This is a genomic window from Priestia sp. TRM10, assembly GCF_057808375.1.
Genome location: NZ_JBJZOT010000013.1, coordinates 1,023,571 through 1,047,597 on the forward strand (window position 1 = coordinate 1,023,571; position 24,027 = coordinate 1,047,597).

Sequence of the window (24,027 nt, forward strand, 5' to 3'; positions counted from 1 at the left end):
GGTTCCATTTTAGAGGATAACTTCTATAAACATCCTTATTTGTGATAAAATAGGAGTGTGAGCAAAGGGGGATGTGGGGATGTCACTTTACAAAACTTTGTTTCAACTTTCCCTCTGTATGATGGTTATTTTTGGAGGGACGTTCTTTTTAAAGTATATAAAAACAGGAGAAGTGTTTATAGTCCAATTTTCTGGCTTTTTTCTAGGCCTTGTTCTGTTTTTTTCACTGCTTTTTTGGAAGGTTGATCATAAGAAAAGAACGTGAGGAGCGTCTAGGTTTAGATGCTCTTTTTGTATGAAAATTTAACAGACTTGATACGGTGAACGTATCAAGCCAGATTGTAAACATTGAAATGAAATATAAAAGATGTAAAAAGAATGAAGAACACACGAACCTTCTTTACTTTTTGATTAACTTTACAATAGAAGAGTAAGGGACTCTAGTTTTGGGTATTAACAATCATAAACAAGTCGTATATTTATCATTTTTTCTGAAAAACTAGTTGCAAAGAGAAAAGAATAAGCGTATGCTGTATATATAAATAGTAATTCGATAAATACAAATTACTAAAGTGAAGAAAATGAAAAAAAAGGGGAATTCGTGTGGCGAAATACAAGACAGAAAAAGAGATGTTAGATCATTATCGTTCATCAGACTATATTACGCCTGATGGCTATACGTCAGACATCGCCATTTTCACCATCCAGTCATATAAGAAAGAAGAAAAAGCACCACCAGTTATGAAGCTTTCTCTTATGCTTATTAAACGAGCTGAAAAAGATAAAGAAGGAAATCCGAATGTCGAAGGAGGAAAATGGGCAATTCCGGGAGGGTTTGTTGATGCGAATCATAAGGAAACAGCTTCTGAAGCAGCAAAAAGAGAACTCAAAGAAGAAACAAACATAGACGGTCTTCATATTCAGCATTTTGGCGTGTATGATCGCATTGGGCGAGATCCGCGGGGATGGATGATTTCAAATGCTTTTTATGCTGTTGTACCTGAAGAACTTGTAGAACAGCGAAAAGCAAGTGACGATGCAGCAGAAGTAGAACTCTTCACAATGGAAGAAGTATTCAAGCTTGATCTTGCTTTTGATCATCGACAAATCATTGAAGATGCTCTTTCTTTTATAAAAAAAGATATGATTCAAACAACGCTTGCTAAAAATTTTCTACCGAGTGAATTTTCATTATCTGAACTACAACGTGTTCTATTAACCGTCGGAGAAGATCCTCGTATTTCAACAGATTCTGTTTTTTTTACAAAGGCACCAAAACTTCCGTTTATTGAGAAAGTATTGGATGAAAAAGGTCAGCCGAAAAAAACAAAGCGCAATTCATTTCGACCATCACAGCTTTACCGTTTCAATAATATTGAAGTCGTTCAGTCTGTTTATCATTAGGAAAGAGTTTCTTTCCTAATCAAACTTTAATTTTACTAATTTGTAATTTTACAATTACCAATTACAATTAATGGAGGATGAAGAAGATGAAAAAAGCGCCTTTTGAACACATTGTTGAGATAGAAAAAATCGGAAAGAGGAATGAAAAAAAACTTGGTGATGTATTAACACTGTCCTCAAAAGAGAAACTACCAATAGAAGAAAAACGGAAAAAAGTTTTGTTTATTGGAATCGACTATCAATACGACTTTATGGAAGATGGAGCACTTCCTGTTCTCGGTTCGCACAGAGATGTGGAAAACGTAACGCGTTTTATTTATGAAAACTTAGAAAAGATTACAAATATCTCTGTTTCGCTTGATACACATGAACCTTCCCAAATCTTTCATGAATGTTGGTGGGAAAATGAGCAAGGGAAACACCCGCAACCATTTACAATCATCACAGCGGAAGATGTGTTAACAAATAAATGGAAACCTCTTTATGAAAGAGAGAAAAGTTTAAAATATGTTCAAAACTTAGAGAAGTATGGCAAAAAACAGCTTTGTATTTGGAACTATCATTGTATAAAAGGAACAGAAGGAGCTTCCTTAGAGGGCCAGTTTGCAAACATGATTCATTATCATAGCTCAGTGCATAAAACACCGATTGAGAAAATTGTAAAAGGAGAAAATCCTTTAAGTGAAATGTACGGCATTATTAAGTCTGAACATGCTGAAAAAGATGATACAAATTATAGCTTTCTTAATCGTTTAAAAGAGTATGACAGAATTATTATTGCAGGAGAAGCAAAGTCTCACTGTGTGTTGGAATCTATTAAGCAAATTACACACTATTATAGAAACGATGATAACTTAACTTCAAATATAATCGTCCTGCAAGACTGCATGTCCTCTATTCAGGGTTTTGAGGAAGAAACAGAAAAAGAATATGCGCATCTTGCGAAAACGTATGGTATTAAATTAATGAATTGGAAAGATGTTCGACTATAAAAAATGTGGAGGAATAACAATGAGCGGAAAATATAGTGATGATAGCATTATGCTTCACCTTGATCTTTATCAAATTAACATGGCTGAAACGTATTGGAGAGACGGGATTCACAATCGCAAAGCAATATTTGAACTTTATTTCCGTAAGAGCCCTTTTGGTAATGCATATGCCGTTTATGCAGGGCTTGAACGTGTTTTACAATTTATAGAGAGCTTTGGTTTTTCAGAAAGTGATATTGAATATTTACGAAGCGAAGGATATGGAGAAGATTATCTTACTTTCCTAAGCGAGATGAAATTTACAGGAAGTATTCGGTCAATGAAAGAGGGGGAGCTTGTTTTTCCAAATGAGCCGCTTTTGCGAGTTGAAGCGCCTCTTGCTCAAGCACAGCTTGTTGAGACACAGCTCTTAAATATTGTGAACTATCAAACCCTTATTGCCACAAAAGCTTCTAGAATTAAGCAAGTTATTGGCGATGATGTTGCAATGGAGTTTGGAACACGCCGCGCGCATGAGATGGATGCAGCGGTATGGGGAACGCGAGCTGCCTATATTGGTGGATTTTCAGCAACAAGTAATGTAAGAGCGGGAAAAATGTTTGACTTACCAATCGCAGGTACGCACGCACATGCAATGGTTCAAGCTTATCGAGATGAATATACAGCATTTCGAAAGTATGCAGATACACATAAAGAGTGCGTATTTTTAGTTGATACGTACGATACACTTCGCTCAGGAGTTCCGAACGCTATTCGTGTTGCAAAAGAGTATGGAGATAAAATTAATTTTATTGGCATTCGCCTTGATAGCGGGGATCTTGCGTATCTTTCTAAAAAAGCTCGTAAAATGCTTGATGAAGCAGGATTCCATGATGCGAAAATTGTAGCTTCAAATGACTTAGATGAATATACCATTATGAATTTAAAAGCTCAAGGAGCTAAAATTGATGTATGGGGCATTGGGACGAAACTGATTACAGCTTACGATCAAGCTGCACTTGGAGGGGTATACAAGCTTGTTTCTATTGAAGATGAAGACGGAGAAATGATGGATACAATTAAGATTTCAGCAAACCCAGAAAAAGTGACAACACCAGGAAAGAAGCGAGTATATCGAATTATTAATAATGAAAATCAACATTCTGAAGGAGATTATATTGCGCTTGAACATGAAAATCCTGAAGCGGAAGAAAAGTTAAAAATGTTTCACCCTGTGCATACGTACATTAGCAAGTTTGTAACAAATTTTACGGCAAAAGAGCTTCATGTAGAAGTTGTAACAGATGGGAAAATAACATGTACCCGTCCCAAATTGCCTGAAGTTCAAGCGTTTGCACGTGATAATATGAGCCTGTTATGGGACGAATATAAACGAACGCTTAATCCTGAAGAATATCCTGTTGACTTAAGTCAAGAGTGCTGGGATCATAAAATGCGTTGTTTTAATGAAATGAAAGAAAAAGTTAAAAAGAACAACTTATAAAGAAAAGAGGAGATTAGTTTGGCTAATCTTCTCTTTTATAATACTTTTAAAACAAAGTAAACAAGTTGGAATAGTGGTTTTAGGAGGGAATGACCGATTTTTTTAACTTTCACAAGATAAATCGTTCGTACTCTCTTGTATTTCTCCCCCTTTTTGTACTATTATAATAGAAATCTATTATGAATTTTGAAGAAAATCAAAAGATAACTTTAAAACCGACTTGACTTATAGGAATAGTGAAATTATGATTATAGTAATTACTTCTCTCTTTGGAAGGTGAATAGAGAGAATTTTTGAAAAAGTCATGATACATATGATGGCGAAAAATTAAGCTTATATTTTTGTGAGGTGGATAGTGTTGCAACTTCAGGTAATAAACAGTCCGTTTAATGAGGAGCAGGTAGAGCTTCTAAATCGTCTTCTACCGACATTAACAGAAACCCAAAAAGTATGGTTAAGCGGTTATCTAGCTTCAAGTGCCGTAAACAGCGGTGCAGTAACTACACCAGTAGCTACACCTGCTGCACCAGTGCCAACTATTTCAAAAGAAGTAACCGTTCTTTACGGTTCGCAAACTGGTAATGCTCAAGGCTTAGCAGAGCAGGCGGGAAAAACGCTTGAAGGAAAAGGGTTTAAAGTAACTGTTTCATCTATGAGTGATTTTAAACCAAACAGTTTGAAAAAACTAAAAAATCTTCTTATTGTAGCGAGTACGCATGGTGAGGGAGACCCACCAGATAATGCCTTATCATTCCACGAATTTTTACATGGAAGACGCGCTCCAAAACTTGAAGATCTTCGTTTCTCTGTTCTTTCTTTAGGGGACAGTTCATATGAACAGTTCTGTCAAACAGGAAAAGAATTTGACGCTCGTCTTGAAGAACTTGGCGGCACGCGTCTTCATCCACGTGTTGACTGTGATCTTGACTACGATGAGCCTGCTGAAGAGTGGCTAAATGGTGTTATTGAAGGTCTAAATGAAGGGCAAGAACAAAATGTAGGATTAGCACAAAGTGCGGCAACAGCAGAAGCCGTTGTAGAATCTCCATATTCAAGAAAAAACCCGTTCAAAGCGGAAGTGCTTGAATCTATTAATCTAAATGGCCGTGGTTCAAATAAGGAAACGCGTCATTTAGAATTATCGCTTGAAGATTCAGGTTTAACGTACAAACCAGGTGATAGCCTTGGAATTTATCCAGAGAACGATCCAAAGCTTGTTGACCTTCTTATCGAAGAGTTAAATTGGGATCCGGAAGAAATTGTAACAACAAATAAACAAGGAGACGTTCGTCCTTTAAAAGAAGCTTTAATTTCTCACTTTGAAATTACTGTTCTTACAAAACCGCTTCTTGAGCAAGCTCTAAAACTTTCAGGAAATGACGATCTTGCAGAGCTATTAGCAGCAGGAAACGAAGAAAAGGTAAAAGAGTATATCGATGGACGCGACCTACTGGATCTTGTCCGTGACTTTGGTCCATGGCCTGTTTCTGCAAATGATTTTGTTGCTATTCTTCGTAAAATGCCTGCTCGTCTCTATTCGATTTCAAGCAGTTTAGAAGCGAATCCAGACGAAGTTCATTTAACAATTGGAGCTGTTCGTTACAATACCCATGGTCGTGACCGAAATGGCGTATGTTCAATTTTATGCGCAGAGCGCTTAGAACCAGGCGATACACTGCCAATTTATATTCAAAGTAACCAAAACTTTAAGCTTCCTGAAAATCCAGATACACCAATTATTATGGTTGGACCTGGAACAGGTGTAGCTCCTTTCCGTTCTTTTATGCAAGAGCGTGAAGAAATAGGAGCAGAGGGAAAATCATGGATGTTCTTTGGGGATCAGCATTTTGTAACAGACTTCTTGTATCAAACAGAATGGCAAAAGTGGCTCAAAGATGGTGTGTTAACGAAGATGGATGTTGCTTTTTCTCGTGACACAGAAGAGAAGGTATATGTTCAACATCGAATGAAAGAACAAGGCAAAGAGCTATTCGAATGGCTTGAAGAGGGAGCTTCATTTTACGTTTGTGGAGATGAGAAACATATGGCACACGATGTTCATGAAACACTCATCGATATTATTGAAAAAGAAGGAAATATGTCTCGTCAAAATGCAGAAGAGTATGTAGCAAATATGCAGCAACAAAAGCGTTATCAACGCGACGTATATTGAGCTTGGATTGAAAGGAGTAATTCAACATGGGGAAAGTGAACCAACTATTAAAAGCACCAGAAGGACCACCTAGTGATGTAGAAGAAATTAAAGAACGAAGTGATTATTTGCGTGGAACGTTAAAAGAAACGATGCTTGACCGCATTAGCTCTGGAATCTCGGATGATGATAACCGTTTAATGAAATTCCACGGAAGCTACTTGCAAGATGATCGAGATCTTCGTAATGAACGACAAAAGCAGAAGCTTGAACCAGCTTATCAATTTATGCTTCGTGTTCGTACACCAGGAGGAGTTTCAACACCAGAGCAGTGGCTTGTGATGGATGATCTTTCTGAGCAATACGGAAATGGAACGCTTAAATTATCAACACGTCAAGCTTTCCAAATGCACGGTATTTTAAAATGGAACATGAAAACAACAATTCAAAAAATTCATGCTTCCCTCTTAGATACGATTGCAGCCTGTGGTGACGTTAACCGTAACGTTATGGCAAACCCTAATCCATACCAATCTGAAGTTCATGCAGAAGTTTATGAATGGTCGAAGAAATTAAGCGACTATTTGCTTCCTCGCACGAGAGCATATCATGAGATTTGGTTAGATGAAGAAAAAGTGGCTGGAACACCTGAAGGGGAAGAAGTAGAACCAATGTATGGTGCTCTTTATTTACCTCGTAAGTTCAAAATCGGTATCACTGTTCCACCTTCAAACGATATTGACGTATTTTCTCAAGACCTTGGTTTTATTGCTATTGTTGAGGATGGCGAGCTAATTGGTTTTAACGTTGCAATTGGGGGCGGAATGGGGATGACCCATGGTGATAAAGAAACGTACCCTCAGCTTGCTAAAGTGATTGGTTTCTGTACACCAGATCAGGTGCTTGATGTAGCAGAAAAAGTTATTACAATTCAGCGCGACTACGGAAACCGCTCAGTTCGTAAAAATGCTCGTTTTAAATATACAGTGGATCGACTAGGGCTTGAAACTGTAACAGAAGAGCTTTATGATCGTCTTGGTTTCAGACTTCAAGAAGCAAAGCCATATCATTTCGATCATAATGGTGATCGTTACGGTTGGACACAAGGGATCAATGGAAATTGGCACTATACGCTTTTTGTAGAAGGAGGCCGCGTTGGGGACTTTGAAGACTACAAGATGAAAACAGGTTTGCGTGAAATTGCAAAAATTCATACTGGTGATTTTCGTTTAACAGGAAATCAAAACTTAGTGATTGCTAATATCACAGAAGAAATTAAAGACGAAGTAACAGCACTTATGAATCAATATGGTCTTACAGATGGATCACATCATACAGCACTTCGCCGTAATTCACTAGCATGTGCAGCTCTTCCAACATGTGGTCTAGCGATGGCTGAAGCTGAGCGTTATTTACCGAAACTTATCGATAAAATTGAAGAAATTGTAGATGAGAACGGTCTTCGTAATGAAGAAATCAACGTGCGGATGACAGGCTGTCCGAACAGCTGTGCGCGCCCAACGCTTGGAGAGATTGCTTTTATCGGAAAAGCGCCAGGCAAGTACAATATGTATCTTGGTGCAGCTTTTGACGGAAGTCGCTTAAGTAAAATGTACCGTGAAAACATTGGAGAAGCTGAAATCTTAGAAGAGTTGAAAGCACTTCTTAGTCGCTATGCGAAAGAGCGTGAAGAAGGAGAACACTTCGGTGACTTTGTTGTACGTGTTGGAGTCATAAAAGCTGTAACAGACGGAACAAACTTTCATGATTGATAAAAAAGGCTGCTAATTAGCAGCCTTTTTTTCTTTAGCTTTTTTTCTTCTCAATCGTTCTTTTATCATTATACTTTGGTGAGCGAGGGGAAGAAAACATGACATGGCAAATGTTCTAATAACAGGATTAGCAAATCTCCGCTGCCAAAAAAGTGGAGGACGTGCTTCATCTACAGCTTGTGGAGCATAATGGAGCATTTCAGCCTGATAAGCTTTAAGAGCTAAGCTGATCTGATCACGGTTTGCTAGATTTTGAGCTAAGTTTACTGCATCAATGATCGCTGTACTTGCGCCAACACCTCCTGTAGGCGGCATTGGATGAATCGCATCACCAATAACCGTTACTTTCGAATTTCGCCAAGGTTCAAGTGCTGCTGGAAAGTAAAAATGAAAAAAAGCAATATTTTGAGCAGGGGAGAGAGAAACTAGTTTTTGGTAACAGCTATCCCATTTCGAAATAAGAGAAAGTGCTTCGTTTTGAAGTTCTTGTGAAGAGAGTTTGTTATGAAAGAAAGATGCAGGTGCCCCAACAGACCAAACAACATATGGAGGTTCGTTTTGTGCTAGCTCGTTTCCTGGGGATTTCAACTGATTGTGAACGGTCAGAAACATTCCAATTCCTTTTGGGCCTATCGCAAAGGCTGGCCCATGAAATAGGTCATTAGGGAGGAGTTTCTTTACTTCAACTGTTAAAGGAACTTTTCCTGCAATAGCAGCTGTATTAGCGCTTTTGGCACTTTTTTTACCAAGAAGCTGGTTGGCAACGGCTGAATGCACCCCATCTGCTCCAACTAATACATCAACTTCAACACTTTTTCGATTGAAAAAATGAACAACAACGCGATCTTTTTTCTCTTCATAGTGTGAGAATGCTGTGTTCCAGCGTATAATATGTTCTAAGTTTGACGCTAAAATTGTTCTAAGCGGCACTCTACCAATCATAAGGACTTCTTCCTCTTCAACGGGAAAAGAGAGCTTTGTGTTGCCGTGATGATCCAAGAGAGAAAACTTTGTGAATGATTCTTTGCCTGTACCGCTAGAAAGCAGTGCCTTCATAAGTTTCTGAGGGAGAACTTTACGGAGTGCGTTCAACGAATCTGTATGAAGGTGCAAATGATATCCACTGGTTTGTGTAGGCTTTTGATCACGTTCAAATACAATAACATTAATATTTGCTTCGCGAAGAGCTTGAGCAAGCGTAAGGCCTCCAATGCCACCTCCGATAATGCCTACAAGCATATAAGTCTCCTCCATCCCCAATACATCTTTTTTAATATGTTATGATTCAATTCTCTTTATAGACGAAAAAAGGTCTTAAAAAAGAACGGTTACTATACCGTTCTTTCATCCCAAAATTCATCCGTAAGAAATATAAATCGTTGTTATAACAAGAAAAAGGCCCACTAAGAACATAAAAATGGCATAGCCTTTTCTTTTGTTTTGTAGCTCGATAAAACCTGAAATAAAAATCAAGATACATAAAGAAATTTGCATAATAGAAAGGGAAGTAGAATTGTTAAAAAAAAGAGTGTAAAGAGCAGAACAGATAACAATAATCGCGACCATAAAACGTAGTATCTTCACTGGTGACCTCCATCATATGTATGTAATCTCATCATATCAAATCTCCGAGCTTTATAAAAGAAAACGAGACAGTGAGTCAATAAAAGCGCTTTATTTTTTGTAAAAAAAGCTATACAGGAATGTGAAATAAGATGAAAAATACTTCCTCTACAATGTATGTTTTAGCATGCGAGGCAAACGATAATAAAAAGTGCTTTGTTATAAAGTATCGCTAAAATATAAGAAAATAAAATTTGAAATATGGAGGAATCACAATGTCGCAACATCCTTCTATCTCTTCTTCTGAAATTGGAGTCTTATGGATTACATATCAAGAAAAAACAATGGTCGCCCGAATGTTAGAATATTTTATTGAAAAAGATGAAGATGATGAAGCAAAAAAGATTATGAAAAATCTTTATGAAGAAATTAACCCATTTATAGAGAAAATACAAGGGATATTTCAAAAAGAAGAAATTCCAGTTCCGATAGGGTTCACAGCTGAAGATGTGCATAAATAAGCACCTAAGCTATATGACAACGGATTTGATATTATGCTTGTTCGATTAATTAAAGAAATTAGTATGGCTATACATACTTTGAACTTAACGATGTCATATCGAAAAGATTTAAGAGAAATATTTCGTTAATTATCAATCGTTATCCAAAAATATTTTGATTTCTGTACAGAGTATTTAATTGAGAGCGGACTCATTCCGAAGTCACCTTTTGTTGACCCTGTAAAATCTGTTGAATTTGTTAAGGGTGCGAGTTATTTAGGTGTCCTGAACCCTATCAAAGGAAAAAGGTCATTAAACACTGTAGAAATGGCTCATATCTATCATGCTATTGAATCAAATATGATGGGAATGAAAATGATTTTTGGATTTGCTCAGTGTGCTGAAAAAAAAGAAGTTGGAATAAAGGAGGAGAACTTGCTAAAAGTATGATTAAAGAGTTAGGAAACTTCTTTTTAGAGGATAACATCCCTGTTCCAGGAATAGCGGGAGGGAACATCACAACGTCTACAATTCCTCCTTTTTCAGATAAAATGATGCTTTATTGTGTAAGTCTTTTTTGCAGCTTTTCGCTAGGAGGAAATTCGCTTGGCACGGCTTTTAGTATGAGAAATGATTTACCTAGAAAATTGTCTGTTTTTATGAAAGATATTTTTCAATATGCCCATGAAGGAGCAAAAATGATGATCAAACATGGATGGAAGAACCGCCTCAAATTATGAAGTAATAACAGTAACAAACCTTGTACTTTAAAAAGTACAAGGTTTGTTACTATTAAAATCTATCAGGTGGACGAGTCTTGAAATACATGTTTACTTTCCGACCTAGGGTAAGAAACAAAGACGGAACATTTTTCGCGGTCGTCCACGTCCTGGAGGCTGTTCTTCTCCACAAGGCTCTGCCAAATTGGCTTCTGCAAGTTTTGTTAAAATGCGATTTGCACTTCTGAGAGAAATATTAAATCCTTCTGCCACTGTATATGCTGTTACATAAGGTTCTTTTGTTTGTTCAATTAAGGATAAAAGTTTTGAAACCGTCATCGCACTTAAGTGAGCTTTCTGCGCGATTTTACTTAATTCCTCTTCCTTTAAAATGGTAGTAAAAGATAAAGGAATATAGTTATCTCCTTGCAATGGTCCTTTCATTTTTCCATCTGCAAACATAACATAGGCACATGATTTCCCTTTTACTAACGCAAATTTTAAAGCTTTAGTAGCAGAATACTCAGCTGTTGAGGTTTCATCCCCCAATCCAATACCAGCGAATATTTGAGTACTTGTCTCTTCTGTAAGTTTTTGAAGAAGAGGGAAGCTGTGAAAATGGTTGGTGAATGCTTCTGCAACAGCTTTTGTTGTATAAACAGATGCTTTGTTTTGATCAGAAAAAGCAAGTGAAGCACCATACTGTTCGCAAAAATCCACGATGATACTTTCGAATTTAAGCTTTTGACGGTAGATAACATATCGATTTTGTGGCCTGCGTTCAGATTCTATCCATTCAATATAAATAGCTGTTATTTGTTGCTTTTGTCGTATAAGATTTTCAGATGTTACAACTAAAAGTTCTATAGCTGTTTTAATAGACGAATAGGTAGGCATAACGCGCTTTACCGGTATGCCACGTTTGACAAGTTCCTCTGCAACACTTGTTAAACAGGTAATGGCATACTTGCTTTTCCCTTGCTTGTAAAATTCTTCATGAAGGGTCGCCCACTGATTTGTTGTATATGTGGCTAGACCATTAATAAACATCCAATCTTTTAAATCAATTTCTCGTAATAAATGATGACCTTCATCTTGGTGAAGAACGTCAATTGTAAATGGAATGAAAGACGAAATAGAACCTTTCTCTTCTATTGCAAGTTCGTATAGTGTCTTATACAGGGCAGACTCATCATATTTAATAGAGATTGTTGGTACGTTTTTTTGATTGCGCTCTAGCTTTTTTTGTTCAAGATAAATATTATGAGCCATTTGTCCAGCAAAGAGAAGTAAGTCACATTGATGAAGATCCTCATAATTTAAGGTTCTTGTATCTTCAACTTGTTGAATGAAGAAAAAATGATATTCAAGATTATTTAATTGATAAGTGTTTAGCTCCTTTACTATTTGATCGATTAAATCTTTTGGTCCAATGATGCCTATGTGTAACGTTAACATAAGGAACCTTTCTCCTCTCGAAAAAGCAAATAATAATTTATTTGAATATGTTAAATTTTCTGACAAATTATTTACAAACTAAGTTAAGACCTGCTATTATAATTTTAACAGATAATTTAAGACTATTAAACAAACATGTCTTAAATTATAAAAGATAGGAGGTACTATACTTGTTGTCTATTAATCAAACAGACGAAAAAGTGAGAATGCTAGCATTAGATGTATATAAAGATGCCGTTATGCTAAGAGAGAAATTCCACCAACATCCAGAGCTTGGATTTGAGGAATATAAAACAAGTCAGGTTATTGAAGAATATTTGCGGAATCTGGGATTAGATGTTGAAGCAGGGATTGCTCAAACAGGTGTTATTGGTACTTTACAAGGAGGAAAGGAAGGACCTATTGTAGCTTTTCGAGCTGATATGGATGCTTTGCCAATTCAAGAAAGAACAAACGTACCATTTGCTTCTCAAATTCCGAACGTAATGCATGCATGTGGTCATGACATGCACATGTCGATGCTTTTAGCGGCAGCCAAAGCTCTTTCTAAACATAGAGAGGAGATTTGTGGAACAATTAAATTTATTTTTCAGCCTGCGGAGGAAATGAAGGGAGGGGGAAAGAGAATAGTCGAAGCAGGAGCCTTAGAAACTCCTGATGTAGACTATGCTTTCGGTTTCCACGTCTGGCCTGAACTTCCTATGGGTACATACGGGTTTAGAGATGGAACTTTAATGGCAAGTATGGATACGTTCGAAGTTACGCTAAAAGGCAAGCAAGGCCATGGAGCTGCTCCACATCAAGGTGTGGATGCTCTTATCGGAGCAGCACACGTTGTGACAGCATTACAGTCTATTGTAAGCCGTGAAATTAACCCCTTAGACTCTGTTGTCATTACAATCGGTAAAATTGAAGCAGGTGCTGGGTATAATATTATTCCTGATCAAGCCGTTTTCAAAGGGACAGTTCGTACTATTAATTCTCAGACAAGACTAGAAGTAGAAAAAAGCATAGAACGAATTGTCAAAGGAATAAGTGCATCGTTAAGAATGAAAGCAGATGTTCATTATGAACGGAGCTATCCTATTACCAAAAATACTCCTCACATTACTAAATATATTAGTCTATTAGCTCAAGGTCTTTATGGAGAAAAATCAGTTCATTGGCTTGAACATCCAAGTATGGCAAGTGAGGATTTTGCATTTTATTTAGAGAAAGTTCCGGGTGCATTTGTGTTCTTAGGTGTTAAAGATGAAGAATTAGGAGCTGAAAAACTACATAGTGAATATTTTCTTCCAAAACATGAAGCAATGATTGGAGGAATCTCTTTGTTTATTTCATTAGGTTTAAATCCTTTATCACTAGAAATGCTTAATAATAGAGAGGAGAGAGAGTATGGAAAAGAGGATTGAAAGGCGAGGGCATTTTATTGATGGACAGGAAGAAGAAATGAAAGATGAATATTTTATAAGCTATAATCCTGCAACGGGAGAGGAAATTGCCTTTATATCTCAAGGGGACAAAGAGGATGTAACTCGTGCTGTTCGATCAGCGCAAAGAGCGTACGAAAAGACGTGGAAAAAAATGGACCCAAGTGAACGCGGTAAAATTTTAAAAAGAATAGCACATCGAATTCGTCAAGAAAGCGAATCTTTTGGGCTTACAGATACAAGGGATGCTGGAAGACCTATTACCCATACAACAAATGGAGATGTAGAAGCTGTAGCACGATTGTTTGATTTTTATTCTGCTCTTCCTGAATATGCTCGAGGCTCTACTATTCCGACTCCATCAAATCTTTTAAATTATACGAAAAGAGAACCATATGGAGTCGTTGGAGCCATTGTCCCGTGGAACTATCCTATGATTAATGTAGCAACAAAAGTTGCCCCTGTTATTGCTTGCGGGAACACTATCGTGTTGAAATCGGCAGAACAAGCTCCATTAGCAGCGCTTTTACTTGCAAGAATAGCAGTTGAAGAAGGTCTACCAAATGGTGTATTTAATGTTATAAACGGAGAAGCTGAAGCAGGAAAAGCACTTGTTAATCATCAGGACGTACACAAGATTACGTTTACAGGCTCTTCAAAAGTTGGACAACATATTTTAAATAATAGTAACGGAATCAAATCTTTTACATTAGAGCTTGGAGGAAAGACGGCTAATCTTGTTTTTGGAGATGCTAATCTTGATGAAGCTGTAGAAGGGACTATGTTTACTATTTTTAATAATCAAGGACAAACATGTACTGCTGGAACAAGGTTGCTTGTTCATGAGGATATAGCAGAAGTATTCCTAGAAAAATTAATCTCTAAAGTCAGAAAATTAAGAATTGGAGATCCTTTGAATCCTACTACACAGATTGGAGCTGTAATCTCAGTGAAACAGCTAGAACGTATTCGGCACTATATTGAAGTTGGGAAGAATGAAGGAGCAACGCTTTTGATAGGTGGAAAACAAATGGAAGTAGAAGGATTGGAGAAAGGTCTATTTATGGAGCCGACCATTTTTACGAACGTTCGTTCAGAGATGAGAATTGCAAACGAAGAAATTTTTGGACCTGTTTTGTCTGTTCTTACATTTAAGAACGAAGAAGAAGCGGTGCGAATAGCAAATGGGACTGATTTTGGCTTAGCGACAACATTATGGACAAGAGATTTAGGAAAAGCTCATCGATTGGCCGAAAAGTTTGAATCTGGGATTGTATGGGTCAACACTGTTCATACTTTAACTCCTGGCTCAGCGTATGGTGGCTATAAAAATAGTGGAGTGGGGGTTGAAGAAGGTATAGAAGCAATAGAACAGTACATGAAATTAAAATCAATTTGGATTAATTATGGTCCTTATAAAGGACCATTTCAAGAAAACTAGAAAGAAAGGGAGTTTTATAGATGAATAGAGGGGATTTTAGTAAAGGATTTGAAGCACGTGAAGAGGTATTAGGTCGCGAAAATGTAGAAGCTTTCATTGAGCACACTAATGATTTTAACAAACCATTTCATGAGCTAGCAATGAACTATTGTTGGGGAGAAATTTGGAACAGACCTGGATTATCTAAAAAAACAAGAAGCCTTCTTAATATTGGTATTTTAACAGCGCTCAACTACCAAAATGAGCTTCGTATTCATTTAAAAGGGGCATTGCGAAACGGGTGTACAAAAGAAGAAATTCAGGAAGTTCTTTTGCAATGTACCATCTATTGTGGTGTTCCAGCAGCCGGATCGAGCTTTGAAACAGCCATGAACTTATTTCATGAGCTTGAAGAAGAAATGGAGAAATAGTGATACTAGAGAAGGAGGAACGGAAATGAAAACAGTAGGAATTATTGGGTGTGGTGCAATGGGAAAAGGGATTGTGAAGAACTTTTTAAAAAACGGATATAAAGTATATGTTTACGATCTTAATGAACAAGCTTTAAAAAGAATAGCAGAAAAAGGGGCAATCATAGCCCATTCTCCTAAGGAAGTAGCCATGAACGTTAATATTGTCATTACGTCTCTTCCTACCCCTTCTATTGTAAAAGAAACGCTTATAGGCAAAAACGGTATTTTTACTTATCTTGAAAAAGAAAGCATTGTCATAGATATGAGTACGGTTGATTCAGAAACAGCTGAAGGACTTGGGCAGAAGGCGGAAGAAAAGAACATTCTTTTCTTTGATTGTCCTGTAAGTGGAGGGCCGAGTGGAGCAAATGATGGTACGCTCACGATTATGGTAGGGGGGAAAAGAGACAGCTTTCCCAAACTGGATCCTATCTTAAAAGTAGTTGGAGAACATATTTTCTATTTAGGGAAAAACGGTGCTGGACAAGCAGCGAAACTTTGTCACAACATGATTGTAGCTTCTACAATTGTCAGTCTAGGGGAAGCATTTACGGTTGCTTCAAGGGCTGGATTAGAACTAGAACAGTTAGCTGAAGTGATGAGAAAGGGCTCGGCGACACGTGTTTTAGATGTATTTGGAGAAAATATTCTAAAGGGAGAATATGAGAATGTTTTATTTAGCTTAGAACATATGCTCAAAGATGTCTCTCTTTATGGTGAAACTGCTAAAACCATGAAAGTGCCTTCTTTTATTGGATCAGTTGTACAAGGGCTTTTTGAAATAGCAAAGGAGAAAGGAAAAGGAAAACTAGATACTTCGGCTGTGTGTGAAGTTATTGGAGAATTGGCTGGAGCGGAAATAGGAACGAGCAACTCAACTCTTTCAGTTACAGAAAAATAATATATTATTTAAAATGATTTTTATTTGTAAAGGAGAGATGAAATGAAAAAGTTTCTGAACTTCAAAATTCAACTTTTTGTCCTTATACTCGTTTGTATTGCAGAGTTTATTGGAACAAAGAGCTTTACAATCGGCTATGGAGCCATTGCTCTCTTTCCGATGCTTTATGCCCTTATTATGGGAGCAGTTATTAGCTTTCCTTCTTTAAAAATATTAACTACAAAACAAATGAATGTAGCTGCTAATATATTGGGAATTGCCTTTATGCTGTTTGTGGTAAAGCTTGGCACGATGATGGGACCTTCCTTACCACAGCTTATGGAGGCCGGATTGTCGTTAACATTACAAGAGTTAGGACATTTTCTTGGCACGATTGTATTCGGTTTGCCAATTGCTTTATGGCTAGGTATGAAACGAGAAGCTGTTGGCTCTACTTTTTCTATTGATAGAGAACCTAACTTAGCTATTATCGCAGAGAAATACGGAGCTGATTCCCCTGAAGGAAGAGGAGCGTTAGGTGTATATATTTGCGGTACTTTATTTGGAGCTGTATATTTATCTGTTTTAGCCAGCTTTCTTGCTAGTACTGGTTTCTTTCATCCAATTTCACTTGCTATGGGAGCCGGCGTTGGATCAGGAAGTATGATGGCTGCCATGGTTGGAGCATTGTCCGTTATCTTTCCAAATTCAGCAAATGATATTGCTGTTTTTGCTGGAGCTGCTAATCTTATTACAACAATTGTTGGTACATATATTTGTATATTCTTCTCACTGCCTTTTACAAATTTTTTATACAAATATTTAGAACCTGTACTAGGTCGACGTTCTAAAAAAGATAAAACGATGAACGTATAGGAATGGGGAGGGGAAGTATATGATGGAGAAAGTGTATACATTTATTATAATAGGAGTTATTGCTATTATCGGAAACTGGATTGGTTACGAAATCTCACCAATTGAAGCCCTGCCAGGAATGATGATTCTTGTAGGGATTACGATTTTAGGATTTATTATAAATAAAATTATCCCGTTAAAAATCCCTATTGTTATATGGGTTTCTCTTCTTGCATTGTTTGTCTCTTCACCAATTTGTCCAGGGAATAATTTTATTGTAGAGCAAACAGAGAAAATTAATTTTATGGCTATTGCTACTCCAATTCTTGCTTATGCTGGTTTATCATTTGGAAAAGATTTGAAAGAGTTTAGAAAATTAAGCTGGCGAATTGTTGTTATTTCAATTGTTGTGTATACAGGTACATTTGTACTTTCAACTCTTATTGCAGAGTTTGGGTTTCGTTTAACAGGGAAGTTTCACTGATGGAATAAAAAGAGTTCAAGTCTGTTGGCTTGAACTCTTTTTATTCCACCAATTTGTTATCTTTTTGTAATCGGAAATTTACAGAAATTATAGAGGGTAATACTTTATAATAACTTATAAAATAAACTTCAATTTTCTAGTGGTAAATAATATCTAAAAGGTTATGTAATAACTATAATTCACTTGGTTTTCTCTTTTATTCTTTTACTAATAGGGATATATATATGTTAAATAAATACCTTTCTTATCAAGTATAAATAAGCTATATCTCGTTTTTCTATATATACTCCCCTCTTTAGACCTGTGAGAATGTATTCATTTCCATAAAATATGCCAGAAAGGATTTATTGTATTCGGAATTACGATAAAATAAAGAAGTAGATAAAAATGAACGGGAATAGAGAAACGGAAAATAAGTGACTAAAAGTAAAAGCATAGAAAAAGAAAATGCTTTTATAGGCTGTACTTTTGGAGGAGTTGATGAGGCATGATAAAGCATGAAGAGTTGCTTTCGCATATAGAAAAACACGTTGGAGAAATTGATGGATCGCTTGGAGAAATCGTTCCTGGAAGCGATGTCACAGTGAATCTACATATTATTAAACCAACTGAAAAAAGAGAATGTACAACTCTTGTTACAACAGGAATGAGCGATTTACCAATGAAAGGAGAAAGAGTAGATGATGAGCTTCAGTTTGCTGAACTTATGATTTGTCTTCCTTCGACATGGCCGATTACAAAGGAGGAGCTTGTAAAACCAGAGAACTATTGGCCACTTGGATTCTTGCGACAAACGGCTCACTTGCCACACCTTTTCGAAGGATGGATTGATGAAGGAGTGATCATTCCAAATGAGGAACCACCTATTCCTTTTGCATGTAACACAGAGCTTTCAAGCTTGCTTGTAATGCGACCAGAAAAGGAAGGGCTTCGTGTTTTTGAAAAGAACGGAAAAATGGTGAATTTTTATCAGCTTGTTCCTCTTTATGAAGATGAAAGAAAGCTAGCGATGAAAAAAGGTTCTCAAACTTTAATTCATAAATTAAAAAAGCACGTAGATACTCCTTATGTATTAGATATTGAGCGGAAAAATACGGCAAAACCATTTTGGAAGATAGGTTAGAAGCATAAAATAGAGGCTGATTTAGAAAGAAAATATTGATAATTTAAAGAAATTATAAAAATTTCACAACAGTTATTGAAAATCACTGAACAATTTGGTAAAGTAAAATCATTCAAAAGGCTGTATGTGACTGGCGAAACGCGGATTACCGTGAGGGAGCATACAGTATCGTAGCCGTTCGCCTGGGCAGAGGTAAGGGAGTTTATTTCCCTTGCCTCTTTCTATTATAGGAGGCTGATAAAGGCAGTTGCTACTATATAAAAACTCTATTATGATAAAGTTACAGATTGTAAAAAGATGAAATAGCCATATTATTTTTAATTTTTATTTTATTAAGAATTCGTAAATAACTATTACGAAAAAAGAGGAGCCAATACAATGACCACAACGATTTTAGAAACAGTAAAAACGATTAAAACTTTAAATGCAATTGCTCAAACAGGCCTAAATGTATTCAATCAACCAAATTTCAAAGTTGATGATGAAAGTGAAAATCCAGATGCATATGTTCTTCGAAGCTTTAACATGCATGAGATGGAACTTGGAAACAATGTAAAAGCAATTGCGCGCGCTGGAGCTGGTGTAAACAACATCCCAGTTGACAAATGTACGGAAAACGGTATTGTTGTTTTCAATACGCCTGGAGCAAATGCTAACGCAGTTAAAGAACTTGTTCTAACTTCTTTAATGGCTTCATCTCGTAATCTATTTGATGGAATTAGATGGACGAGAACGTTAGAAGAAGAAGGTGAAAAGATTCCAAAGCTTGTTGAAGCAGGCAAGAAGCAGTTTGTTGGGAAAGAAGCGAAAGGAAAAACATTAGGGATTATTGGTTTAGGTGCTATTGGAGCACTTGTAGCAAATGATGCTCTTGATTTAGATATGGATGTTATTGGCTTCGATCCATTTATCTCTGTTAACACAGCATGGAACTTATCTCGTAACGTACAGCGTGCAATGACAATTGAAGAGCTTTTTGCAAACTCTGATTACATTACAGTTCATGTTCCGCTTACAGATAAGACAAAAGGAATGTTTAATAAAGAAACGTTTAGTATTATGAAAGAAGGCGTTCATATTCTAAACTTCTCACGTGGTGAGCTAGTAAATGAAGATGATATGAGATTAGCTCTTGAAAGTGGAACAGTTGGAAAATATATTACGGACTTCCCGAATGAAAATGTTTTAAAAATGAACAACGTTATTCCGATTCCACATCTTGGTGCTTCAACAAAAGAATCAGAAGAAAACTGCGCAAGAATGGCAGCACATCAAGTGAAAGATTTTCTTGAAACAGGAAATATTAAAAACTCAGTAAACTTCCCAAATGCTTACATTCCTTATACAGGAAAAAATCGTGTTACAGCATTCCATAAAAACGTACCAAACATGGTTGGTCAGATTACGAATGCTATTTCTAGCTATAATTTAAACATTGCCGACATGGTGAACCGCAGCAGAGGCGACTATGCGTACACAATGATCGATATTGAAGGTGATGTGAGTGATGAGATTATTCCAGGTCTTGAAGCGAAAATTAGAGAAATTGGTGGCATTGTAACAACACGTATTATCTAATCCACATTTATTAAAACCCTTCCGTTCTTTCATAGAGCGGAAGGGTTTTTTTATGAGTAGGGTTTTAGCATAAGTTTTCTTTTCGTTGAAAATAATCAATTGTCATCTTTCTAAAATCATGCAAAATAGGAGAAATCCATTTGTTTTCATGAAAAGCCATTTTTGTGATAAGCGGTGGAAGAGAAGCGTTCCAAGAAAGAGATTGTAAGTCTCCATTTTCTATTTCTCGCCTTACTGTCATTTCGGGAAGAAGAGCGATGCCAAGGTTGGCAGCTACACATTTTTTAATCGCTTCAATGCTTAAAAATTCAATAGCATTTGTAAGAGAAACTTCGTATAGTAAAAGCTCTTTTTCAAAAAGGGTACGATAAGAGCATCCGCTCTCTGTTAAAAGCAGTGTTTCATTTTGTAAATCCGATGTTTCAATAATAGAAGCTTTACTTAAAGGATGTTCAGGAGATGTAACAAGTAAAAGTTTTTCTTCTAAAAGTGTTTCTGTTTGGATATTGTGATGCTCTTCCTCACGATCTGTGATAAAGGCAACATCAAGCGTTCCTTCCTTTAAATCTTTGGCTGCCTTTTTATCAGAATGAGCTGGCTTAAATACAAGACGAATGAGTGGGTACTTTTGTTTGAATTCTTTCAAAAGATGTGGCAAGCGGTATGTACACTGACTTTCTTGGGCGCCAATCCTAATTGTTATTGTTTCTTGACTATCACTAATCGTTTTCTTCGCTTCTTCACTCAAATTGACGATGCTTTTTGCATAACTTCTAAATTGATGACCTGCTTCAGTCAGAATCAATCTTTTTCCAAGTCTGTCAAACAGCGGAGTTTCGAGCTCTCGTTCAAGTGCTTTAATCTGAGCCGTAACACTAGACTGAGCATAGTTTAGCATTTGAGCGGTCTTTGTAAAATTCAGCGTTTCACTAGCCATTAAAAAAGTATAAAGCTGTTTTAACTCCATTTTTTCTCCTCCTTAATCGATAAAAGCGATTATTAATATCGAAACTATCATCTGTAACGATTATAACCTTTCTTGTAGTCTTATAGTAAGAGAAAAAAGGAGGATGAAAAATGAAAAAGATTCTACTTATTAATGGACATGAGCCTTTTAAAAAAGCGCAAGGGAAATTGAATCAGCATCTTTTTAAGCATATGGAAGTTGTCTTAGGGAATTTTGAAATCCAGAAGACCGTTGTTACTGAAGGATATTGCGTAGAAAAGGAAATAGAAAAATTTAAATGGATGGACGCTGTTCTTATTCAAACCCCTATTTATTGGTTCAGTGTTCCAGGTCTTTTTAAGACATATATGGATACTGTTTTTTTAGAAGGAGCTTTTTTTGAAAAAGCGAAGAAATTTGGGCATGGTGGTCTCTTGACAGGAAAACAGTATCTTTTCTCAACAACATGGGGAGCTAATGAGGCTGTTTTTAATCAAAAATCATCTTTTTTAGAAGGGAAAAGTGTTGATGATGTGCTTTTTCCGCTTCATAAGACATTTCAATACTGTGGAATGAATGCTCTGCCGTCTTTCTCTGTTTTTAATGCAATGAGAAATCAGCATATACAAAATACATTAGAAAGTCTTTCGATACATCTTAACCTTCATATAAATCAATCAAAAGAGAAAAGCACTTTTACAAAAGAATGAGCACAAATTGCTAAGGGAATGTTGCCATATCATTGAAAACGTGTAAAGGTAACTGTATTTTTGCTTTGAAAAGTTGTTAAACTGTTTTTAGTAATTTTATTTTGATCAATAGGAAAGCTTTACTTTTTAAAGATGGGGAGTAGAAGAGAAGGAAACTGCTACTCCTCATAATGATTAGCTTTTCTTCTAGATAAAAGTGCCCTTTGAAACAAAAAAGAGCAGCAAGCTATTATTCATTGCTCACTGCAGGGAAGAGTTGACTATTGAGAAAAGTAAAGCTATGTCGAACAATTTAATGATAACACATATTTCCTTTGAAGGAATAAATTAAATAAACTATAAAAGAGAGTGAAGATTTAGGGAACAACTTTATATTATTCAGATGAACCGAAAAGGATATCTAGATGGCCCAAACGGAACACACAAAAAGTGATTACTGTAGAACAGAGGTGTGAAAATCCAGATGAGGTTAAAAGAAGAGTTAGAGAAGTATTTAGAGGTCCTTTATGAAGTCGAATTTTCTCAAACAAAATAAGAAAGAGCCCGTAGCTGGTACTACGAACTCTCAAATAAGGTCTATGCATTCCTGATTGATTTAATATTATCGCATTAATCTCTCAAAATCAAGGAAGTTGCTCATAAAGTTAAATGTCTTAGTTTCTACTCAAAACGGGAGGGTATGAAGAGTGGAAGGATATGAGGAGAAAAGGAATCGATGGCTCAGATACCGCTGCCAGATTAAGCAATATGTTTTTGATGATTATAGAAAAAGAGAGCACAAGCGCTCTCTTCTCTCTAACGACGATGTTCAACAAGGTCAATTACCCCTAATACAACGTGAGCTAAGCCAAAACCAAAAACCGTATTTGCAATCATTTTATTAGATCCACGGTTTTGTTTCAGTGCATAACCAGTAGCTGTTACAGCTGTACCTAATACAGTTGGAATCATACCTTCACGAATATCCATGGTTATTTCCCTCCGCATCGAAGTTAGTTAAGGTGTATAAGCACCAATGTTATTATGTTCTTATTGGATAAAAATATGTAATGAAAAAAAGAAATATTTATGGGCATATTTGCAATAGTAAGAGGCTTCAGCTCCCGAAAGAACTCTTTCTATGAAAAATTCTCAAATATCAACGATTTGAAAAAAGATTCTAATTGTAGACCTTCAGTGTAGAATAGTAAAATTAAATCGTAAAGACATAGAGGAAATAAAAGGGAGAGGGCAAAAAGATGAAAAAAGAAAATGAAGGGTTAATAGAACAGTTTACTGGGATTCAGGAGGAGCTGCTCCCTCAAGTTAAATTAGAAAATAACTTTCATAAAGAAGAGATAAGTTTAGTTGCAGGAGTTGATTTAGCTTATTGGGAGAATGATACTAAGCACTATGGAACGTGCTGTATTGTTGTCGTTGACTATCATACAATGAAAGTTGTTGAGAAAGTACATAGCTATGGCGAAATTATTGTTCCGTATATTCCTGGTTTTCTAGCTTTTCGAGAGCTTCCGCTTATTATAGAAGCCGCTAAAAAACTAAAAACATCACCAACTTTATATATGTTTGATGGAAATGGATATTTACACTACCGTCATATGGGCATTGCTACTCATGCTTCGTTTTTTTTGAAAAAGCCAACAATTGGAGTAGCTAAAAGTTACTTAAAAATAAAAGAACAAGATTTTACAATGCCAAAGCAGGAAGCTGGTGCCTTCACAGATATTATGATTGATGAAGAAGTATATGGGCGAGCGCTTCGTACAACAAAAGGGATAAAGCCTATTTTTGTCTCATGCGGGAACGAAATAGATCTTGCTACAAGTACAGAAATTGTGATGAACTTTATTAATAAGGAAAGTCGTTTACCTATTCCTGTTCGTCTAGCAGACCTTGAAACACATAAAGTTCGAAAAGAGTTAAAAGATAATTTGTAAGGAAATGAATAACGGCCAGGAAGAGAAGTCAAAGGAAACCTGGCTTCTTTTTTTGGATTAAGGGATGTGAATCTTTTTATTATAGAAGATTAAGAAAATCACCAACTTTCTTATATAAATGAACTTCTTCTTTCATATAGATAACATG

The 24,027-nt window shown here is 36.4% G+C and carries 24 protein-coding genes and 1 riboswitch; of the genes, 19 read left to right on the forward strand and 5 right to left on the reverse strand.

Annotation, left to right across the window (positions count from 1 at the left end):
- Nucleotides 1-79: 79 nt before the first annotated feature.
- The 6 genes from ACK3CR_RS16330 (at nt 80) to cysI (ending at nt 7,803) form a co-directional block, all read left to right on the forward strand.
- Nucleotides 80-265, forward strand: a complete 186-nt coding sequence (locus tag ACK3CR_RS16330) for a hypothetical protein (RefSeq protein ID WP_488975773.1) — start codon at nt 80-82, stop codon at nt 263-265.
- A 338-nt stretch (nt 266-603) separates the two neighbouring features.
- Entirely contained in the window at nt 604-1,404 is an 801-nt protein-coding gene (locus ACK3CR_RS16335; protein ID WP_328124750.1) for an NUDIX domain-containing protein, read from the forward strand.
- Nucleotides 1,405-1,490: 86 nt separating this feature from the next.
- Nucleotides 1,491-2,396 (forward strand): cysteine hydrolase family protein, encoded by a 906-nt coding sequence (locus ACK3CR_RS16340; RefSeq protein ID WP_243510364.1) that lies wholly within the window; start codon nt 1,491-1,493, stop codon nt 2,394-2,396.
- A 19-nt stretch (nt 2,397-2,415) separates the two neighbouring features.
- The gene (locus tag ACK3CR_RS16345) at nt 2,416-3,879 is read left to right on the forward strand and encodes a nicotinate phosphoribosyltransferase (RefSeq protein ID WP_243510363.1); all 1,464 of its coding nucleotides are present in this window, start codon (nt 2,416-2,418) and stop codon (nt 3,877-3,879) included.
- 358 nt (nt 3,880-4,237) lie between these two features.
- On the forward strand, nt 4,238-6,052 hold the full coding sequence (locus ACK3CR_RS16350; protein WP_488975774.1) for an assimilatory sulfite reductase (NADPH) flavoprotein subunit: 1,815 nt from the start codon (nt 4,238-4,240) through the stop codon (nt 6,050-6,052).
- Between the two features lie 26 nt (nt 6,053-6,078).
- Complete coding sequence (gene cysI, locus ACK3CR_RS16355; protein ID WP_243510359.1) at nt 6,079-7,803, forward strand: assimilatory sulfite reductase (NADPH) hemoprotein subunit; 1,725 nt, start codon at nt 6,079-6,081, stop codon at nt 7,801-7,803.
- Between the two features lie 12 nt (nt 7,804-7,815).
- Here cysI and ACK3CR_RS16360 read toward each other — a convergent pair whose 3' ends face one another.
- Nucleotides 7,816-9,042 (reverse strand): FAD-dependent oxidoreductase, encoded by a 1,227-nt coding sequence (locus ACK3CR_RS16360; RefSeq protein WP_410914910.1) that lies wholly within the window; start codon nt 9,040-9,042, stop codon nt 7,816-7,818.
- A gap of 117 nt (nt 9,043-9,159) precedes the next feature.
- On the reverse strand, nt 9,160-9,387 hold the full coding sequence (locus ACK3CR_RS16365) for a DUF3953 domain-containing protein (protein ID WP_488975775.1): 228 nt from the start codon (nt 9,385-9,387) through the stop codon (nt 9,160-9,162).
- Between the two features lie 254 nt (nt 9,388-9,641).
- On the opposite strand from ACK3CR_RS16365, the gene ACK3CR_RS16370 reads away from it, so the two are divergent.
- The 3 genes from ACK3CR_RS16370 to ACK3CR_RS16380 all read left to right on the forward strand — a co-directional run bounded on the left by ACK3CR_RS16370 (nt 9,642) and on the right by ACK3CR_RS16380 (nt 10,606).
- On the forward strand, nt 9,642-9,887 hold the full coding sequence (locus ACK3CR_RS16370) for a DUF3231 family protein (protein WP_328124744.1): 246 nt from the start codon (nt 9,642-9,644) through the stop codon (nt 9,885-9,887).
- 306 nt (nt 9,888-10,193) lie between these two features.
- Complete coding sequence (locus ACK3CR_RS16375) at nt 10,194-10,316, forward strand: hypothetical protein (protein WP_488975776.1); 123 nt, start codon at nt 10,194-10,196, stop codon at nt 10,314-10,316.
- Complete coding sequence (locus ACK3CR_RS16380; protein ID WP_328124740.1) at nt 10,313-10,606, forward strand: DUF3231 family protein; 294 nt, start codon at nt 10,313-10,315, stop codon at nt 10,604-10,606. Before ACK3CR_RS16375 ends, ACK3CR_RS16380 begins: the two co-directional genes overlap by 4 nt.
- A gap of 102 nt (nt 10,607-10,708) precedes the next feature.
- Here the strand turns inward: ACK3CR_RS16380 and ACK3CR_RS16385 are convergent, their stop codons facing one another.
- On the reverse strand, nt 10,709-12,043 hold the full coding sequence (locus ACK3CR_RS16385; protein ID WP_488975777.1) for a hypothetical protein: 1,335 nt from the start codon (nt 12,041-12,043) through the stop codon (nt 10,709-10,711).
- Nucleotides 12,044-12,216: 173 nt separating this feature from the next.
- Between ACK3CR_RS16385 and ACK3CR_RS16390 the strand changes: the two genes are divergently transcribed.
- The 8 genes from ACK3CR_RS16390 to ACK3CR_RS16425 all read left to right on the forward strand — a co-directional run bounded on the left by ACK3CR_RS16390 (nt 12,217) and on the right by ACK3CR_RS16425 (nt 20,286).
- Nucleotides 12,217-13,455, forward strand: coding sequence for a M20 metallopeptidase family protein (locus tag ACK3CR_RS16390; RefSeq protein ID WP_243510346.1), 1,239 nt, complete (start codon nt 12,217-12,219; stop codon nt 13,453-13,455).
- Entirely contained in the window at nt 13,439-14,914 is a 1,476-nt protein-coding gene (locus ACK3CR_RS16395; protein WP_243510345.1) for an aldehyde dehydrogenase family protein, read from the forward strand. Before ACK3CR_RS16390 ends, ACK3CR_RS16395 begins: the two co-directional genes overlap by 17 nt.
- A gap of 20 nt (nt 14,915-14,934) precedes the next feature.
- Nucleotides 14,935-15,324 (forward strand): carboxymuconolactone decarboxylase family protein, encoded by a 390-nt coding sequence (locus tag ACK3CR_RS16400; RefSeq protein WP_243510344.1) that lies wholly within the window; start codon nt 14,935-14,937, stop codon nt 15,322-15,324.
- A 25-nt stretch (nt 15,325-15,349) separates the two neighbouring features.
- Nucleotides 15,350-16,267 carry an NAD(P)-dependent oxidoreductase gene (locus ACK3CR_RS16405; protein ID WP_243510343.1) on the forward strand — a complete coding sequence of 306 codons (918 nt, stop codon included), beginning with the start codon at nt 15,350-15,352 and terminating at the stop codon, nt 16,265-16,267.
- Nucleotides 16,268-16,309: 42 nt separating this feature from the next.
- A complete protein-coding gene (locus ACK3CR_RS16410) occupies nt 16,310-17,122 on the forward strand; it encodes a DUF3100 domain-containing protein (protein WP_268584934.1) in 813 nt (270 codons plus the stop codon).
- A gap of 19 nt (nt 17,123-17,141) precedes the next feature.
- Nucleotides 17,142-17,585 (forward strand): hypothetical protein, encoded by a 444-nt coding sequence (locus tag ACK3CR_RS16415; protein WP_243510340.1) that lies wholly within the window; start codon nt 17,142-17,144, stop codon nt 17,583-17,585.
- Nucleotides 17,586-18,072: 487 nt separating this feature from the next.
- Nucleotides 18,073-18,708 carry a suppressor of fused domain protein gene (locus ACK3CR_RS16420; RefSeq protein WP_243510339.1) on the forward strand — a complete coding sequence of 212 codons (636 nt, stop codon included), beginning with the start codon at nt 18,073-18,075 and terminating at the stop codon, nt 18,706-18,708.
- Between the two features lie 116 nt (nt 18,709-18,824).
- Nucleotides 18,825-18,903, forward strand: a riboswitch (ZMP/ZTP riboswitch).
- A 183-nt stretch (nt 18,904-19,086) separates the two neighbouring features.
- The gene (locus ACK3CR_RS16425; RefSeq protein WP_019395505.1) at nt 19,087-20,286 is read left to right on the forward strand and encodes a phosphoglycerate dehydrogenase; all 1,200 of its coding nucleotides are present in this window, start codon (nt 19,087-19,089) and stop codon (nt 20,284-20,286) included.
- A gap of 64 nt (nt 20,287-20,350) precedes the next feature.
- Here the strand turns inward: ACK3CR_RS16425 and ACK3CR_RS16430 are convergent, their stop codons facing one another.
- Nucleotides 20,351-21,253, reverse strand: a complete 903-nt coding sequence (locus ACK3CR_RS16430; RefSeq protein ID WP_430238851.1) for a LysR family transcriptional regulator — start codon at nt 21,251-21,253, stop codon at nt 20,351-20,353.
- A 110-nt stretch (nt 21,254-21,363) separates the two neighbouring features.
- Between ACK3CR_RS16430 and ACK3CR_RS16435 the strand changes: the two genes are divergently transcribed.
- Complete coding sequence (locus ACK3CR_RS16435) at nt 21,364-21,942, forward strand: NAD(P)H-dependent oxidoreductase (protein WP_328124727.1); 579 nt, start codon at nt 21,364-21,366, stop codon at nt 21,940-21,942.
- Nucleotides 21,943-22,737: 795 nt separating this feature from the next.
- Here the strand turns inward: ACK3CR_RS16435 and ACK3CR_RS16440 are convergent.
- A complete protein-coding gene (locus tag ACK3CR_RS16440) occupies nt 22,738-22,911 on the reverse strand; it encodes a hypothetical protein (RefSeq protein WP_019395509.1) in 174 nt (57 codons plus the stop codon).
- A gap of 269 nt (nt 22,912-23,180) precedes the next feature.
- Between ACK3CR_RS16440 and ACK3CR_RS16445 the strand changes: the two genes are divergently transcribed.
- Nucleotides 23,181-23,879: an endonuclease V gene (locus ACK3CR_RS16445; RefSeq protein ID WP_243510335.1), complete on the forward strand. Its 699-nt coding sequence runs from the start codon at nt 23,181-23,183 to the stop codon at nt 23,877-23,879.
- Nucleotides 23,880-24,027 lie beyond the last annotated feature (148 nt).